This is a genomic window from uncultured Slackia sp., assembly GCF_944321625.1.
Classification (GTDB): Bacteria; Actinomycetota; Coriobacteriia; order Coriobacteriales; family Eggerthellaceae; genus Slackia.
Window position 1 is genome coordinate 1 of sequence record NZ_CALUMA010000021.1, and the last position, 16420, is coordinate 16420.

The following is a 16420-nucleotide window of genomic DNA, read 5'->3' on the forward strand; positions in this document are numbered from 1 at the left end:
ATTCCGAACTCGGCAGTTAAGCCCGCCATCGCCGGATGTACTGGGGCGCCAGGCCCCGGGAGATAAGGGCGCCGCGCTCGCGAGGGGCGCTCCCCGACGGGGGGCGCAGGGGCCGCCTTCGGGCGGCCCTTTTTCTCGTCTGCATACTCCATCAAAGTGGAGTACAATAGTGGTCTGTCCTTAGTGAAAGCGGGTGATTATGAGCAATCTGCGTACGCCAGAGGTCGAAGACTTGCTTGATGTACTTTCTTCGATTACCGATAAAGACGTTCTGTACGCTCTTTTCGAAGACCTTTTCACTATTCGTGAAATCAAAGAGACCTCGCAGCGTTTGTCTGTCGCCCGTCTGCTTGACGAGGGCAAGCCTTATACCGCCATCGCTGAAGCCACTGGCGCTTCTGCTACCACTATTGCTCGCGTATCCAAGGCGCTAAACTATGGAAGCGGTGGCTACCGTCACGCGTTGGATGTTCTTGAGAAGTAATTCTCTTCAAGCTTTACGGCTTGTGATTCCGCTTCGGTCGTACTTTCAAAAGAGCGGCATTTTCGCCGCTCTTTTCTCTTGCTTCTAAGCGCCTTCACGAGGCGTGATATACTTGCCCGCATTGAGTTTTTTCAGGCCGCATGCCTCTATATGTAAAGGAAGGAACTATGCAATCTCGCGAGAAACTGGCTGAGCTAATTGGGGAGGCGCTTGACGCCGCATTGGAAACCGGTGCTTTTGCTTTGGACCAGAAGCCCGAAATCACGCTGGAGCGTCCTCGTGACGAGGGTCATGGCGATTGGGCCTGCACGGTTGCAATGCGATGCGCCAAGGCTGCCAAGAAGAACCCCCGCGATATCGCACAGGCCATCGTTTCCGCGCTTCCTGCGTGCGATTTCGTGGAAAAGGTCGAGGTTGCCGGTCCTGGCTTCATCAATTTCTACCTGAAGAATGATGCCCTCCAAAACGTAATCAACACCGTGCGCACTCAGAAGGGCGATTACGGCAAGGGCACGCTCGCCGATGGCCCCGTCAAGGTGAACATCGAATACATTTCTGCCAACCCCACGGGCCCCATGCATTTGGGTCATGGCCGTTGGGCGGCGCTTGGTTCTGCCATGGCGAACCTGATGCGCCATGCGGGTTACGACGTGTTCGAGGAGTTCTACGTCAACGACCATGGCGTACAGATGGACAAGTTCGGCTACTCCATTGCTGCTCGCTACCTGCAGCAGCTTGGTCAGGACGCCGAGGTTCCCGAGGGCGGCTACCATGGTCTGTACGTCAATGATATCGCCAAGGCGATTATCGATCGCGACGGCGACAAGTGGCTCAACGCTGATGAGCATGAGCGCATGATTGAGTTCCGTGAATTCGGCTACGCCTATATCATGAACATCTTCCGCGACATCACGACGCGTTTTGGCAACCATTTTGAGCGTTGGCAGTCCGAACGCGAGATGTACCTACCTTCCGACGAGTTCGACGGCAAGAGCCCGTTTGAGTTCTGCATGGACGAGCTGCGCGCCAAGGGCGATTTGTACGAGAAGGACGATGCGGTGTGGTTCCGTTCGTCGCAGTACGGCGATGAGAAGGATCGCGTGATTCGCAAGGCCGACGGCGCCTATACGTATTTCGCGTCTGACGTTGCTTACCACTACATGAAGAAACTTCGCGGCTTCGATATTCTGATCGATATCTGGGGCGCTGACCACCATGGCTACATCGCGCGCGTTGCCGCCGTGCTGTCGGCTATGGGTTACCCTGGAGCCCTCGAGGTTGTTCTTGGCCAGCTGGTCAACCTGTTCCGCAACGGCAAGCCCGTCCGCATGTCCAAGCGCACCGGCGAGATGGTGACGTTCGAGGAACTTATCGACGAGGTGGGCATCGACGCGACGCGCTATTACATGCTGAGCCGCTCCACCGAGCAGCCCATCGATTTCGATATCGAAGAGGCTAAGAAGCAGGATGCTTCCAACCCGGTGTATTACGATCAGTATGCTCATGCGCGCATCTGCAAGATGCTGCGCGATGAGGCCGGCCGTTCTGACGAGGAGAACCTCGACATGGACGCCGTGGCCGCCGAGTGCATCCCCGCCGATGTCGACCTGAGCGTGCTTACCGATCCCTCTGAGTTCGCCCTGATGCGCAAGATGAGCGAATTCGGCGATCTGGTCGCGCTTGCTGCGCGCGACCGTGCGCCGTTCCGCCTGACGCATTATGCCCAGGAGCTCGCAAGCCTGTTCCATCAGTTCTATACGAACTGCCCGGTGCTCAAGGCCGAGACCGCCGAGCTCAAGCAGGCTCGTTTGGCTTTGTGCGATGCCACGCGTATCGTCATGGCGACGACGCTGGGTATTCTGGGGATTTCTGCTCCGCAGCGCATGTAAGTCTTTCCAAGGGGGAGGGGGAAGGGGATGTGTCCCCTTCCCCCTCCCCCTTGAACCCCGGCGCGCTCTCGCGCGCAGAAGTCAGGGACTAAACACGCCACTGGCGTGTTTACTGCTCCAGGGCGCATGGGAAACCGGCCAATCGGGGCTTTGTTGCCCACATGGCGGGCATCGCTTTCGCTCGCCCGCGGTTCGTGGGGACGGTGGGGCTTGAGGCATTGCCAAGTGTCTCGATGGTTGGTTCGCGCTTCGCGCGATGGGCATCGCCTTCGGCTCGCCCGTGGTTTATAGCAATGGAAAAGCTCGAGACAATAGCAAGCGTCTCGAGCTTTTTTATTCGCGGCTCGCACGGCGGGCGTCGGTTTCGCTTGCCCGCGAGGGTGCGGCGTTGGGTGATTTTAGGCACCTTCGGGTGCCTTTTTTATTCGTTTGAGGGCTTGGCTCGCTCCACGATGTCGAAAACGCTGCGGCGGTCGCCTACGCCAAGTTTGCGGTAGATGTTGCTCACGTGGTGTTTGGCGGTGCCTTGCGCGATTGAGAGCTCTTCGCACAGGCCTTGGACGGTGCGTCCGCGTACGAGGAGTTCGAGGACTTCGGTTTCGCGGGCGGTGAGGCCGGCTGCTTCGGCGACGATCTGGCAGCGTTGCGTTGTCGTCGACGTGTCGTGCGCGGGCGGCTCGCTCGCTTCGGGGGAGTAAGGGCTTACGTAGAGGCTTTGAAGGTCGGCCTGCGTGAACACGATCATGCCTGCGATGACCAGTATCGCAAGGCTCAGCATTGCGACTGTGATGAACGTGCGATCGAAGGGCGCGGCTTCGACAAGGGGGAGGGGCAGCATGTAGACGGCGAACGAGCCGAGGAACGTGCCTATTCTGGACGAAACCAACGCGATGCCGAACGCTAGGGGCGATGCGATGCGCGCCCGGAACGCGATGTCGGTCGATGCGAGCATGATGAGCATATCCAGGCAATAGATGCCGATGGTGAGTAATCCGTTTCCTATGAACGACCAAGAACCTGGGAATAAGAAAAACGTCGTCATGCCTATCGCCATGCAGGGCACGATAGGGCGATAAAGCGCGGCGGTTTCGCTTTCGGGGGAGGAGAGCATCAGGCTGAGCGCAAATGCGCCCAGGGCGACGCCTGCCACGAGCATACTGAGCGCTATGAACTCAGAGGTTTCGTTCGAGGAGAAAAGCTGAGGAACGATATGCTGGGTGCTTCCCCAGATGATGCTTAGCAGGATGATGAAGCATATCGCCTTGGCGGCAAGCGTTCGGTCGAGTGCGAATGGTGTGCTCGAAGGTTTGCGGCGCGGCTCGCTGGCGCATGAGACAAGGATGACGCATGAGGCGATGGGGAACAGGCAACATAGGACGCCGCCTGCGGGGTAGGGCAGGAAGTAGCACAGGAAGAACGGGATGAACGCGAACGCGTAGGAAAGGTAGAGATGGCGTCCGACACGACCGGTCGCCAGCGTGGACCAGAGTTCTCCCCACATGAAGAGCAGAGCCGCATTGCCGTACGATACGGCGATGAGCGCCACGGCAAGCGCCACTATGGAAAGCGAAGGGTCGGGAATCGCCGACGCCAGCATAAGGATGAACGTACCGCCGGACATAGAAGCGGCCGCCATCGGGATAGCCGCTCTGCTTTTCAGGACGAGGTCCGTGAAGCGAGATGCTGCCATGATCACGAGATAGCCAACGGTGGTGGCGAGAATGATGGCAAGCGTGAGACCTTGCTGATCCGCTTCGGGCGTGACGATGACTTCGGTGCAAAGGACAACCATTTGCCATGCCTGCCAGAAGCCGAGGCCGATGAGATGATGGCGCGCGATGCGCGTTTTGGATGTTTCCATTGATTCCCCTCCTAGCGCCATAGGATAGCGCATCCCCGGGGGAGGAAACGCGTCAAGAGCAAGGTTTAGTCCAGAGGGCCGGGGGTTTATCGTCTTAATCGTAAAAAGAATGAGGAAATCACGATAGCACCAGGTCAGAAGATATGGGCCATAACGGCCCATAGGCAAAATGAACCGTTCTGCCGATTGAATCGAGCCTTTATTCTTCGGTAAAGTCTACATCGTTGCAGCGAAAAGGGTAGCTGCGGCGGCTCATTGGGCAAGGGAAGCCCGATGCGTCAAATCGCGCACGTGTGCGCATACTGTTTTGCGCGGGGCAAGGTAATCCCCGCAAGAACCAAGAGGAGGGAACATGGAAAAGGGAATCTCCAGGCGTAATTTCCTGACCGGTGCCGCTTTGGCGGGCGCCGCGGCGGCGAGCTTGGGCATCGCGGGCTGCAGCCCTGCGGCATCCACCTCGACCGAGGGCGGCAGCGACGCTGCTTCCGCCGAGTCCGGCCAGTCCACCCAGTACTCCTGGGAGGTCAAGCCCGAGCCCATCACCGACATCGCCAACACGGTCGACACCGACATCCTGGTGATCGGTGCAGGCCTTGCCGGCTGCGCGTGCGCATGCTCCGCGGCTGAGAACGGCGGCAAGGTGACGGTCGTCGAGAAGACCAGCAGCTGGAACGGCCGTGGCGGCGGATTCGGCGCCATCAACTCCCGCTACATGGACGAGTTGGACATCAAGGTTGACAAGGTGAACGCCAAGCAGCACTGGATCGCTCAGTGCGCCAGCCGTATCAACGAGGACCTGCTGGTCAAGTTCATGAACAACTCCGAGGAAGCCTCCAACTGGCTGCTCGACAAGTGCGAGGCCATCGGCGGCTCTGCTATGGTGGGCGCGTTCTACAGCCATGACGACGTGTACGCTGAGCAGCCCGGCTACCACATGCTCATCATTCCCGAGGATGCCGGTCTGACCTCCACGGGCTTTGCGGGCGCTGAACTGTGCTACAACGACGCCGTTGCCGCCGGCGCGGAGTTCGTGTTTGATTCTCCCGCCGTCCAGCTGGTGCAGGATGACTCCGGCAAGGTGACCGGCTGCATCTGCGAGACCGCCGACGGCTACGTGCAGTACAACGCCGCCAAGGGCGTGGTGCTGTGCACCGGTGACATCAGCGGCGACATCGAGATGTGCAAGGCCTACGCTCCCATCTGCGTCGAGTACGGCCAGCCGCGCAGCCAGTACACCCCGATGGGCGTGAACACCGGCGACGGCCACAAGATGGGCATGTGGGCAGGCGCCCAGCTGCAGGATTTGCCGCTGCCCACGATGATGCACCCGCAGGCGTTCTGCTGGTTCCACGGACCCTTCCTGTTCGTGAACGACAACGGCGAGCGCTTCATGTGCGAGGACACCTGGGTACAGGGCAAGTCGCTGGCCATCAACCGTCAGCCCAACGGCCAGGCGTGGTCCATCTTCGACGCCAACTTGAAGACCGACCTGGTGAACGGCCTGCCTTACGGCGGCGGCATGTTCTGGGATAGCTTCCGTCCGTACGGCAGCGACCTCGAGCTTGCTCCCGAGTACTTCGAGACCCAGATCCCGACCTACATCGAGGCCGGCAACGCGTACGAGTGCGACACGCTCGAAGAGCTGGCCGAGAGCATCGGCTGCGATCCTGCGACCCTGCAGGCGACGGTCGACCGCTACAACGAGCTGTGCGAGAAGGGCGAGGACACCGACTACTACAAGAAGCCCGTGTTCCTGACCCCCGTCAAGGAAGGCCCCTTCTATGCGCTGAAGGTTGGCCCCGCCATTCTGAGCATCACCGGCGGCCTGAAGGTCAACATCGACTTCCAGTGCCTGAACGCCGACGGCGAGCCGATTGAGGGCCTGTATGCCCTGGGCAACTGCATGGGCGACATCACCGCGGTTGACTACCCGATCAACGTCGCCGGCAACAGCCACGGCCGCTGCATCACCTACGGCTACCTGCTGGGTCGCGACCTGGCTCAGGCGTAAAGCAGTTCCGCCGTTCTGCCGAAGCGGGGCAAGCCGCACCTCCCTCCCCTTAAGGCTTGCCCCTTTCGAAAAAACGAGGCTCCCGTATGTGCTGGAGCCTCGTTGCGTAGCGGGGTGTTTTCGGACGATTGAGCCGTCGGGCTGGCGGTTTAATCGTTGGGATCGGTGGCGGGGAGGTTGCCCATGCCCTGGAGGCGGGACATATCGCCGTAGCGAGCAACGAACAGGTCGTAATCGGCCTGGTTGTAGAAGCTTACCTGGCCGCGGCCGTATGCCTTGGCCACCTCGATCATGAACGTGCCGGCCTCGTCGAGGTCGGGCAGGCGGGTGGCCCCGGTCGCGCATCCCGGCACGGGCGTTTCGGTGGCGATGGCCACGCCCACCACGGGGGCATCGGTGCAGGTGCACGGCTGCATGATGCTGTTGAGATGGTACAGGCCGTTACCGTAAGGCGTGATGTCCATCGTGGAAATGGCGAACACCTGCGGTGCACGGCCGGTGGCAATCTGCATGAGGTCAAGCAGGTCTTCGCTCGTGTTCAGCACCACGCCCTGCTTGACAGTGGGGCTGATGGCGAAGCTGCGCGTATTGATGATGCGATTGCCCTTGGTGGTGTCAACGACCAAGATGGCGTCCAGGTCGTCGGTCACTTCCTGCTTATTAATGTCCGCCGTGCTTACGGGCGAGCCCATGAACGGCACGGGCTCGTGCGGGCTGGTGGGCGAATCGGGGCACACATGGGTGGAGATGAACACGTCACCGTCGAGGACGTCGCCCTTCTTGTGCATGTCGATGAGCTTGGCCGCGATGGCGAGCGCGGTGAGCGCGCCGTCGCCGTCGGACACGAAGCCGATGCGCTCAGGGCGTGCTCCCAGGCCGCCCAGACGACCCAGAAGGCCGATGGTGGGGGCGTCTCCGCCGGATGCCTTGCCGTGCGAGCCGGGGATGCGCACGCGCACCATGTCGGTGGTTCCCGCAAAACCCTCGATGGGATATGTTTCCACGTCGCATTCGGGGTCGATGGAGCGCAGATGCGCCGCCACCTTCTCGCCCGACGCATCGGGAGCGTCGAGGATTTCGTACAGGTCGATCAGATGTTTGAAGAGCATGCCCGCCTCCTAGTGCTCATGCCTGCGCGTCGTCTGGATAGCGGCGGTATGGGAACCGCAAAGCGCAGGCGAAGGATACCGCGCCCATTGTACGGCGAAGAAAGGCGGTGCGATAGACCGAAGACGCAATGTCTTGGAAGATGCAACATGCGGGAGGTGCCCCGGACGCGCTTCGGCTGGGCATGGCTAGGCGAGCTCCTGCACGACGCGCGCAAGAAGGGTGCGCGGAAGAATCGTGGGAATGCCCGACCTTTCGCGGAATCGCCGCTTTCCCTCCAACGAGAATCCGATGCAGTCGAGTACGGCCAGGTCGGCCTGTAATTCGCGCGCCGCATCGGCCGTACGGTCAAGGGCTGCGGCAAGGGAGTCGTGCTCGTCGTAGGGGTTGGCCGCGTACACGCACACGTCATCAACGGAATGGAGCCATTGGGCGCGCGTCTGTTCGATTTGGGATGCATCGGGAATCACGACGGCCAAGCGACGCGGGGCGATGGCGCTTACGGTGCGCGAGAGGAGGCGTGAGGGGTAGAGCACGGGGACGTTCGCGCGCAGCGGCATGGGGAATTCGCCCGTGCACCACATCATGATGCTCGAGGCGCCTTGTTCCTCGAGGCGCGCGATTGCCTGTTGGACGTGCGGGATGATTTTACGCTCGGCCATGGGGACGCTGCGTCCGTCGCGCAGGCGTGAAACCAGGACATAGTCTCCGGGTTCAGGCGCGATGGACTCGAAATCGGTCACGCTGTCGAGCGCGCCGGCCTGAATCAGTTCGAAGGAATTGCCAAGCAGGGGCAGCACGTCGGGCGTGACGTCGGTGCGGGGCGCCTGTCCGATGGTGACGGCTCCGATGATGGGTTTCGGTTGGTTCGCTGGCATCCGGTCGTCCTCCTCGACGATTTGTTTTGGCAGATGGCGGATATGGGGCTTCTGCGGTACGGCGTCTTCGCCCGAGGTGAGGGGCTTGGCGTTGCCTGCATCATATCCTGCCAAATTCGTCTCAATTCTCGTTTGATATATCTGCGCACGTATCCGCATGATAGCATGGTGGCATGTGATAAGGGCCTTAGTAAAGGCGGGCAAAACGAAGGGGGCCGCAATGGAAGATTCGACGAAGAAGATGCGTATCGCGCTGGTTCAGTTCGAGGGCGTGTTGGGCGATGTCGAGGGCAACGTGGCCAAGGCGGTAGGCCAGATCGCTGAGGCTGCGAGCAATGGCGCCGACATGGTCGTGTTCCCGGAACTTTTTAGCACTGGGTATCATTTAGATACTGTTGGACCGAAGATGACCGAATATGCGGCTATGGACGAATCCACCATCGAGGCTCTTTCTGTCGCCGCGCGCGAGAACAACTGCTACGTGGTGGCCGGCATCGCGATGCTGCACGGCCTGGTGGGCGTGCCGTTCAACAGCGCCGTGTTCATCGATCGCACGGGCGAGGTGCAGGGGTCTTTCGACAAGGTGCATCTGTGGGCGCTCGAGCGCTTCTACTTCCGCAGCGGCGATGAGTTCCCGGTGTTCGAGACGGAATTCGGCAAGGTGGGTATCATAATCTGCTACGACCTGGGATTCCCGGAGGCCGCACGCATCCTGGCGCTGCGCGGTGCTGAGCTCATCCTGTGCCCGAGCGCGTGGTGCGTGGAGGATATGGATATCTGGCACACCAACGTGCCGTGCCGTGCGCTCGAGAACACGTGCTTCGTGGCGGCGGTCAACCGCTTCGGCCGCGAGGGCGAGGACTTGTACATGCCGGGCCACTCGATGGTGTGCGAGCCGCGCGGGCATCGCATCGCCTACGTGGAGGAAGAGGCCGAAGCCATCCTGTACGCCGACATCGACTTCGACGAGGTGCGCAAGAACCGCATGAGCAGCCCCTACCTGCGCGACCGTCGCCCCGACACCTACGACGAGGTTATGTACTGGTAAGAGACGCTGCTCTTAACATAAGTAGGAAAGCCCGGTCTGCGCCACATGCAGGCCGGGCTTCTTCATGCTTGCTAGGTATCAAAAAGAAACCGCATGTCAGAGGGCGAAAACAGTGTGAATTTTCATAAATTCTTTATTGACTGGCTTAAATGCCCTTTATATACTGCAAAAGTTCGCTTCAAAAGCCCCGTAAACGCTGCACGCACCAAGCACGGCAGGAAGGGAGTCCAGGCCCGGAATGTCGGTTCGGCGTAGGAAACCGAACGGCTTTGGAGGCAGCACTTTTGACTTGAACATCCAACCGTATGGAGGACACAGTGAAGACGTATTACGCAAAACCGAATGAGGTTGAGCGCGAGTGGTTCGTCATCGACGCCACCGACCAGGTTCTGGGTCGCGTTGCCGCTAAGGCCGCCCAGATTCTGAAGGGCAAGCACAAGCCCCAGTACACTCCCCATGTTGACACCGGTGACTTCGTCATCATCGTCAACGCCGACAAGATCCGCGTTACGGGCACCAAGGCTCAGAACAAGGTGTACTCCCGTCACTCCGGATTCCCCGGCGGACTGAAGCAGGAGACCTTCACCGAGGCCATGCAGAAGCATCCCGAGCGCGTGATCGAGCACGCCGTCAAGGGCATGCTGCCGAAGAACACCCTCGGCCGCAAGCAGGGTATGAAGCTGAAGGTGTATGTGGGCCCCAACCACCCGCATGCCGCCCAGAAGCCCCGCGAGCTCAAGATTGAGGAGATGTAATCATGGCTAACGAAGCTGTTTACTACGGCACCGGCCGCCGCAAGAACGCCATCGCCCGCGTGCGTCTGGTTCCCGGCACCGGCAAGATCACCGTCAACGGCCGTGACGGCAACGAGTACTTCGGCCGCGAGGCGCTGGTGAACTACGCCTCCGCCCCCTTCAAGGTCACTGACACCGTGGGTGCCTTCGACGTCATCGCTCGCCTGAATGGCGGCGGTGTTTCCGGTCAGGCTGGCGCTCTGCGCCACGGCATCAGCCGCGCTCTGCTCCAGGCTGGCGAGTATCGCCCCGAGCTGAAGAAGGCTGGCTTCCTGACCCGCGACGCTCGTATGGTCGAGCGCAAGAAGTACGGTCTGAAGAAGGCCCGTCGTCGTCCGCAGTTCAGCAAGCGCTAGGCTGCAGGTCGAGAAGACTTTTTGCAATGGAGAGGTCCACTTCGGTGGGCCTCTTTTCGTTTGCCCATCGCTACGCTTAGGGCAAGCTTGGCTCTGGCTTATCGGCGGTGGTGACGGTTGCGCTACGAATGGAGGGCGCTGCCGTAAGCTGCGATATACTGACAGACAACGATTGGTTGCTGCTCCAACTAAGGGGAGGTTTTCATGGCTGGCAATGAACGCGGGTGCTGCGCGTCTATTCTGATTATTGCGTTGGGCATTGCCCTTGGCTTATGCATCTTCTCGTTCTGCGGTTAAAGAAATACGGAGCGCTCGACGCGTGCCTGTTTGTGGCCGCGCTTGCGCTGTTTGCCGTTAACGAGCATCTGGTTAAGCCCGCCGTGCTGGGCGCTGCTTCCGCGAACGGTTCGCTTGCGGAGGGTGACTCGGCGGCGGGCTTTTCTTTTGTTGAACTGATTATCCTGGGGCACTTCAATGATTTTTTGGGTGGACTCGCCTTCATGGCGTACACGAACCTGCTTATTTCGCTCGTTGAGCCCCGGTTCCGCATACGCAACCCGTTTATCGGGGTAGCTTATATCTTCTGCTGCGGTCTCTTCTGGGAATATGCGGCACCGCTGTTCGTGCCCGATAGCGTAAGCGACCCCTGGGATGTGTTTGCCTACTGCCTAGGCGGCGCAACGTATTGGGCAATTATGGGCGCGAAAAAGATGATTCAAAAGCGTACTAAGTCTGCGCAAAAGGATAAGCCTGCGCACATGAAAAGGTAATCTACTTGCCATCAATCGGGCGAAAAGGCGCTCGAGGGCCCGGGAGGGACGGAGGGGCGCGCAAAAGCACTCGGCTTTCTCAAATATGTAAAATAAAAACTGGAAAGCCGAAATGGGGCGCATAGAGAGCGAAGCGATTGGGGGCGGAGGGTGTTTTGCGTGCCCCTCCGCCCTCAGGTCTATTCAGCGTACTTCAGATTCTCGGGCGTCCAATCGCGCAGGATGGGAATCATCTTGTTCGCGATGGCATGGGCGCCTTCCAGGTCCTGCTCGCGGTAGTTGCCGCATTCTTTCTCCGTCGCGCCAGGGATGGGGCCCTCATACGACGCCACGAACTGCAGCATGTCATTGACCAGCTTGATAGCAACCTCCGGCGTCATGGAATCGCGCACAAGGAAGTAGAAGCCGGTGCGGCAGCCCATGGGGCCAACGTAGATCACCTGGTCGCTCAGCTCGCCCGAGCGCACATAGGTGGCAAACAGGTGCTCGAAGCTGTGGATGGCGGCATAGGGTAGGTACTCGCCGCAGTTGGGCTTGACCATGCGAATATCGTACGTGACCACATCGCCATCGATGCGCGAAGTGTACATGCCGGGATCGAGCTTGGTGTGGTCGACCTGGAAGCTGGCGATCTGCTTGAGTTCCATGGGGTTCCTTCCTTGCGAGGCGTTTTGCGAGTTGAGCGGTGTGCCGTCCGCTGCGATGTCGGAATGGCGCGTCGAAGCGGTGGCGAGCATTCATTTTTTACATTGGTGAGATGATACGCTATTTGTTAAGCTATGCCGCATGACTGAATCGAAGGACATACAAGAAACGAGCGCTGCGAAGGGTGCCGGCGGGGCGGCCAGCAAGGGTGCTGGCGGAAGGAAATCCGACCTTGGCGGCATCATGTTCGCGCTCATCGGCGGCATCGGCTGGGGCTTTTCGGGGGCGTGCGCCCAGTTCTTGTTCGGCGCATATGGGGTGGAAACGCTCTGGGCTACGGTCATGCGCCTTCTGGGCGCCGGCGTGGTTCTGATGGCCGTGTGCGCCGTTCGCTTCCGCCGCGACTTGCGCGCGCTGTGGACGTGTCCGCGCGATATTGCTCACCTGGTGCTGTTCGCCCTGGCGGGCTTGGCGTTTTGCCAGGCGGCCTATCTGCTTGCCATCGAGAATTCCAATGCGGGTACGGCGACGGTGCTCCAATACATCGGCCCCGTTCTTATCGTTGTGTTCTCGTGCTTTAGGGGGCGCAAGCTGCCTACGCCGCGTGAGGCGGCTGCCGTTGCGTGCGTAGTGGTGGGCACGTTCCTTATTGCCACGCATGGCAACCCGGCGACCATGGTGCTGACGCCCGCGGGTCTTACGTGGGGCCTGCTCGCGGCGCTGGGCGTGGCGCTGTATTCGCTTCTCCCCGTGAACCTGATGCTGCGCTACGGGTCGGTGCCGGTGGTGGGGAGCGCCATGCTTGTGGGCGGCGTCGTCATGTGCGTGGGCACGCAGGCGTGGGCGGTGCCGGTTGCGCTCGACGCCACAGGATGGCTGGCGCTTTTGGGCGGCCTGGTGCTCATAGGCACGGCGGTGGGGTACACGTTCTACCTGCAGGGCGTGAACATGATTGGCGCGTCCAAGGCGAGTTTGATTGCCAGCGTCGAGACCGTTTCCGCTACGCTGTTCGCAGTCGTGTGGCTGGGTACGGCGTTCTCGTGGATTGATATCGTGGGCTTCGTATTCATCATGGCCACGGTGTTTTTGCTGGCGAAAAAAGGGTAGCGCGTGGCGGTTTGGGGCGCTTGAACGCCCCAGCGGCAATCGATGATAAAATATGAGGGTTCATATTCTTAGCGCGAAGAGCGGCGGATGAACAGGGGCCGGATTAACGCGGGCGTGCACGGGCGTGTCTGCGGCGGATGCGTCAGATGCGTTTGAGCGTTTGACACACGGTCTTGGTTCGCAAGCGACGGGCAAAGGCGACCGCGCACCCGCTTGAGCGCATTGGAGATGGGAGCATCTATGGCTCGACTTTTTGGAACCGATGGCGTGCGCGGCATCGCCAACTCCGAGCTTACCTGCGAGATGGCGTATCGCCTGGGTCAGGCGGCAGCCACGTTCATGGGCAAGACCATCGTGTTGGGCAAGGATACGCGCAAGAGCGGCGACATGCTTGAGGCGGCCGTGGTGGCCGGTATCACAAGCGGTGGCGGCGATGCGCTTCTGGCCGGCGTCATCCCCACACCTGCCGTGGCGCTGCTCGTGCGCGAGCTGCACGCCGATGGCGGCATCGTGATTTCCGCATCGCATAATCCGCCGGAGTACAACGGCATCAAGTTCTTCGATGCGCAGGGCTATAAACTGCCCGACGCCGTGGAGGACGAGATCGAGGAATTCATCAACGCCGGTGGCCTTGAGGGTCAGGTGGCGCGCGCCAAAGAGGCGGGCGACGAGGATGCCTCCATGCCGGTGGGGCCCGAGGTGGGCGTTGCCATCGAGGTGGAAGACGCCTGCGAGATCTATATCGACCACGCGGTGAAAACCGTCGAATCGCAGGGCATCGACTTCGAGGGCCTGCATGTGGCGCTTGATACGGGCCATGGCGCGTCTTCGCTGACGAGCGCCGAGGCGCTGCGTCGTCTGGGCGCCGAGGTCACGGTGATCAACGACGACTTCGACGGCACCGACATTAACGTGGGGTGCGGTTCCACCCATCTGGGGCCGCTGGCCGATCTCATGAAGGAATGCGGCGCCGATGTGGGTATCGCGCACGACGGCGACGCTGACCGCGTGATGCTGATGGCTGCCGACGGCACCGAGATCGACGGCGATATCGTCGAGGCGGTGCTGGCGGTCGACCTCAAGCATCGCGATGCGCTGCCGGGCAATGTGGCCGTGTCTACCGTGATGACCAACCTGGGCTTCGTGCGCGCTATGGAGCGCGAGGGCATCGAGGTCATCCAGACCAAGGTGGGCGATCGCTACGTGCTGGAGGCCATGCGCGAAGGCGGCTACGCCGTGGGCGGCGAGCAGTCGGGTCATATGATTCTGCTGGAGTACAACTCCACGGGTGACGGCCTGGTGACGGCCTGCCAGTTCCTGGCGGCGGTGCGTCGCAGCGGCAAGCCGGTCGAGGAGGCCATCAAGGTGATGACCAAGTTCCCGCAGACGTTGATCAACGTGCGCGTGAAAGACAAGCATGCGCTTGAGGGCAACGGTTCCATCTGGGATTCCGTGCATGCTGCCGAGGACGAGATGGGCGATACGGGCCGCGTGCTGGTGCGCACGAGCGGCACCGAGCCCGTGGTGCGCGTAATGGTGGAGGCCGAGACGCAGGAGGCCGCCGACGCCCATGCGAAGGCTATCGCCAAGGTGGTCGAAAGCGAGCTTTGCTAAGCCGTTTGTCGATAATTTAGTAAGGCGGTGTTACGATTCTTGAATTCGTAACACCGCCTTATTATTATGGTGTTACGAATTACGAATTCGTAACACTGGGATGGTTGGCAGGGCCTCCCGGCCATGCGACCCTCGTTTGAAGAGCGGGCGCGTTCGTTTGATTTGCGGAACGGGAGGGATCATGAACCATTCTTCAAGAAGCATCAGCCGCCGCGGGTTCGCGAAGGTGGCAGCAACGGGTGCAGCGGCGCTTTCGTTGGGCGGCATGCTTTCGGCATGTTCGGGCGGCTCGCAAGGGTCGAGCGGCGCGTCGGGTTCGACGGGCGCATCGGCGGGCACGGGTCCCAACGGCGAATCCCAGGTGATTATCACCATGACGACGAGCTCTGAGCCGGCGGCCGGATTCGACCCCCTCATTTCCTGGGGCTGTGGCGAGCATGTGCACGAGCCGCTCATTCAGTCCACGCTCATCACCACCGACACGAACCTCGCATTCGTGAACGATCTGGCCACGTCCTACAAAGGCTCCGAGGACGGCATGGAGGGGACCTTCACCATTCGCGACGACGTGAAATTCACCGATGGCGAGCCCCTGACCGCCGAGGACGTGGCTTTCACCATCAACGGCATCAAGGATTCCGCTGCTTCCCAGGCTGACCTCACCATGGTGAACGAGGCCGTGGCGGTAGACGACACCACGGTGGTCATCAAGATGGCCAAGCCTTTCAATGCCCTGCTGTATACGCTCGCCGTGGTGGGCATCGTGCCTGCTCATGCCTATGACGAGAATTACGGCGCCAACCCCATCGGTTCGGGCCGTTACATGCTCGAGCAGTGGGACCGCGGCCAGCAGGTGATTCTGCGCGCCAATCCCGATTATTACGGCGAGGCACCTCTCATGGAGCGCGTGGTGGTGCTGTTCGTCGAAGAGGATGCATCGCTTGCTGCGGCGCAGGCGGGCACGGCGGACGTTTCCTATACCTCTGCGACGCTCGCGAACGGTGTGCCCCAAGGCTATTCCCTGATGGATTGCGCTTCGGTCGACTCGCGCGGTATCTCGCTTCCGGTGGTCGAGCCGGGTGGCACGGTGGAGCACCAGGGTGCCGAATATCCTACGGGCAACGCCGTCACCTGCGATCTGGCGCTGCGCCGCGCCATCAATTACGCGGTTGATCGCCAGGCGGTAGCCGACCATGTGCTCAACGGCTATGGGCGCGTCGCCTACAGCGTAAGCGACGGAATGCCGTGGTCGAGCGACGATATGAAGTGCGAACGAGACGTGGCGGCGGCGCAGGCGTTGCTCTCGGATGCGGGCTGGGCCATGGGCGATGACGGCGTACTGGTCAAGGGCGACGTGCGTGCGGAATTCGACCTGTATTACGCTGCCGGCGATTCGGTGCGCCAGGCTATCGCCAACGAGTTTGCCAGCCAGATGGCTGAGTTGGGCATCAAGGCAAACGTGATCGGCGACAGCTGGGACGTGCTTTACCAGCATCAGTTCAGCGACCCCATTGTGTGGGGATGGGGCAGTAATTCTCCCATCGAGGTGTACAACCTCAACTATTCCGAGGGTTCGGGCAATTACGCCTGCTTGGACAACGCATCGGTGGATTACTATTTTGACGAGGCGCTCGCGCAGCCGCGCGTAGAGGACTCGTACGATTACTGGAAGAAGGCCCAGTGGGATGGAGAGGCGGGGTTTGCGCCGCAGGGCGATGCCTCGTGGGTGTGGTTCGTGAACGTAGATCATCTGTATTTCGTTCGCGATGGGCTCAAGGTGGCAGAGCAGAAGCCGCATCCGCACGGACATGGCTGGAGCTTGGCAAATAACGTGGACAAGTGGAGCTGGAGCTAAT

At 60.7% G+C, this 16420-nt stretch carries 14 protein-coding genes; 10 read left to right on the forward strand and 4 right to left on the reverse strand.

What is annotated here, in order from left to right:
* Positions 1–199: 199 nt before the first annotated feature.
* Both Q0J60_RS01655 and argS read left to right on the forward strand, forming a co-directional pair.
* The gene (locus Q0J60_RS01655) at positions 200–484 is read left to right on the forward strand and encodes a YerC/YecD family TrpR-related protein (protein WP_294438458.1); all 285 of its coding nucleotides are present in this window, start codon (positions 200–202) and stop codon (positions 482–484) included.
* 167 nt (positions 485–651) lie between these two features.
* On the forward strand, positions 652–2373 hold the full coding sequence (gene argS, locus Q0J60_RS01660) for an arginine--tRNA ligase (protein WP_294438459.1): 1722 nt from the start codon (positions 652–654) through the stop codon (positions 2371–2373).
* Positions 2374–2794: 421 nt separating this feature from the next.
* Here argS and Q0J60_RS01665 read toward each other — a convergent pair whose 3' ends face one another.
* On the reverse strand, positions 2795–4234 hold the full coding sequence (locus tag Q0J60_RS01665) for a helix-turn-helix transcriptional regulator (protein WP_294438460.1): 1440 nt from the start codon (positions 4232–4234) through the stop codon (positions 2795–2797).
* A gap of 352 nt (positions 4235–4586) precedes the next feature.
* Here Q0J60_RS01665 and Q0J60_RS01670 point away from each other — a divergent pair, with 352 nt between their 5' ends.
* Complete coding sequence (locus Q0J60_RS01670; protein ID WP_294438461.1) at positions 4587–6245, forward strand: FAD-dependent oxidoreductase; 1659 nt, start codon at positions 4587–4589, stop codon at positions 6243–6245.
* 149 nt (positions 6246–6394) lie between these two features.
* Here the strand turns inward: Q0J60_RS01670 and Q0J60_RS01675 are convergent, their stop codons facing one another.
* Positions 6395–7354 (reverse strand): DUF1177 domain-containing protein, encoded by a 960-nt coding sequence (locus Q0J60_RS01675; RefSeq protein WP_294438462.1) that lies wholly within the window; start codon positions 7352–7354, stop codon positions 6395–6397.
* Between the two features lie 186 nt (positions 7355–7540).
* Complete coding sequence (locus Q0J60_RS01680) at positions 7541–8230, reverse strand: AroM family protein (RefSeq protein ID WP_294438463.1); 690 nt, start codon at positions 8228–8230, stop codon at positions 7541–7543.
* Between the two features lie 220 nt (positions 8231–8450).
* Between Q0J60_RS01680 and Q0J60_RS01685 the strand changes: the two genes are divergently transcribed.
* From Q0J60_RS01685 to Q0J60_RS01700, 4 genes are all read left to right on the forward strand, one after another.
* Positions 8451–9278 (forward strand): nitrilase-related carbon-nitrogen hydrolase, encoded by an 828-nt coding sequence (locus tag Q0J60_RS01685; RefSeq protein WP_294438464.1) that lies wholly within the window; start codon positions 8451–8453, stop codon positions 9276–9278.
* A gap of 317 nt (positions 9279–9595) precedes the next feature.
* Positions 9596–10033: a 50S ribosomal protein L13 gene (gene rplM / locus Q0J60_RS01690; protein ID WP_367178763.1), complete on the forward strand. Its 438-nt coding sequence runs from the start codon at positions 9596–9598 to the stop codon at positions 10031–10033.
* Between the two features lie 2 nt (positions 10034–10035).
* Complete coding sequence (gene rpsI, locus Q0J60_RS01695) at positions 10036–10428, forward strand: 30S ribosomal protein S9 (RefSeq protein WP_294438466.1); 393 nt, start codon at positions 10036–10038, stop codon at positions 10426–10428.
* A gap of 272 nt (positions 10429–10700) precedes the next feature.
* The gene (locus Q0J60_RS01700; protein ID WP_294438467.1) at positions 10701–11198 is read left to right on the forward strand and encodes a hypothetical protein; all 498 of its coding nucleotides are present in this window, start codon (positions 10701–10703) and stop codon (positions 11196–11198) included.
* 179 nt (positions 11199–11377) lie between these two features.
* On the opposite strand, the gene Q0J60_RS01705 is transcribed toward Q0J60_RS01700, so the two are convergent.
* Positions 11378–11845, reverse strand: coding sequence for an S-ribosylhomocysteine lyase (locus Q0J60_RS01705; protein ID WP_294438468.1), 468 nt, complete (start codon positions 11843–11845; stop codon positions 11378–11380).
* Positions 11846–11984: 139 nt separating this feature from the next.
* Between Q0J60_RS01705 and Q0J60_RS01710 the strand changes: the two genes are divergently transcribed.
* The 3 genes from Q0J60_RS01710 (at position 11985) to Q0J60_RS01720 (ending at position 16419) form a co-directional block, all read left to right on the forward strand.
* Positions 11985–12950, forward strand: coding sequence for a DMT family transporter (locus tag Q0J60_RS01710; RefSeq protein WP_294438469.1), 966 nt, complete (start codon positions 11985–11987; stop codon positions 12948–12950).
* A 240-nt stretch (positions 12951–13190) separates the two neighbouring features.
* Complete coding sequence (gene glmM / locus Q0J60_RS01715) at positions 13191–14564, forward strand: phosphoglucosamine mutase (RefSeq protein ID WP_294438470.1); 1374 nt, start codon at positions 13191–13193, stop codon at positions 14562–14564.
* A 181-nt stretch (positions 14565–14745) separates the two neighbouring features.
* Positions 14746–16419, forward strand: coding sequence for an ABC transporter substrate-binding protein (locus tag Q0J60_RS01720; RefSeq protein WP_294438471.1), 1674 nt, complete (start codon positions 14746–14748; stop codon positions 16417–16419).
* Position 16420 lies beyond the last annotated feature (1 nt).

Coding starts and splice junctions, on each gene's coding strand:
- Q0J60_RS01655 (WP_294438458.1), top strand. CDS start 200: ATGAGCAATCTGCGTACGCCAGAGGTCGAAGACTTGCTTGATGTACTT.
- argS (WP_294438459.1), top strand. CDS start 652: ATGCAATCTCGCGAGAAACTGGCTGAGCTAATTGGGGAGGCGCTTGAC.
- Q0J60_RS01665 (WP_294438460.1), bottom strand. CDS start 4,234: ATGGAAACATCCAAAACGCGCATCGCGCGCCATCATCTCATCGGCCTC.
- Q0J60_RS01670 (WP_294438461.1), top strand. CDS start 4,587: ATGGAAAAGGGAATCTCCAGGCGTAATTTCCTGACCGGTGCCGCTTTG.
- Q0J60_RS01675 (WP_294438462.1), bottom strand. CDS start 7,354: ATGCTCTTCAAACATCTGATCGACCTGTACGAAATCCTCGACGCTCCC.
- Q0J60_RS01680 (WP_294438463.1), bottom strand. CDS start 8,230: ATGCCAGCGAACCAACCGAAACCCATCATCGGAGCCGTCACCATCGGA.
- Q0J60_RS01685 (WP_294438464.1), top strand. CDS start 8,451: ATGGAAGATTCGACGAAGAAGATGCGTATCGCGCTGGTTCAGTTCGAG.
- rpsI (WP_294438466.1), top strand. CDS start 10,036: ATGGCTAACGAAGCTGTTTACTACGGCACCGGCCGCCGCAAGAACGCC.
- Q0J60_RS01700 (WP_294438467.1), top strand. CDS start 10,701: ATGCATCTTCTCGTTCTGCGGTTAAAGAAATACGGAGCGCTCGACGCG.
- Q0J60_RS01705 (WP_294438468.1), bottom strand. CDS start 11,845: ATGGAACTCAAGCAGATCGCCAGCTTCCAGGTCGACCACACCAAGCTC.
- Q0J60_RS01710 (WP_294438469.1), top strand. CDS start 11,985: ATGACTGAATCGAAGGACATACAAGAAACGAGCGCTGCGAAGGGTGCC.
- glmM (WP_294438470.1), top strand. CDS start 13,191: ATGGCTCGACTTTTTGGAACCGATGGCGTGCGCGGCATCGCCAACTCC.
- Q0J60_RS01720 (WP_294438471.1), top strand. CDS start 14,746: ATGAACCATTCTTCAAGAAGCATCAGCCGCCGCGGGTTCGCGAAGGTG.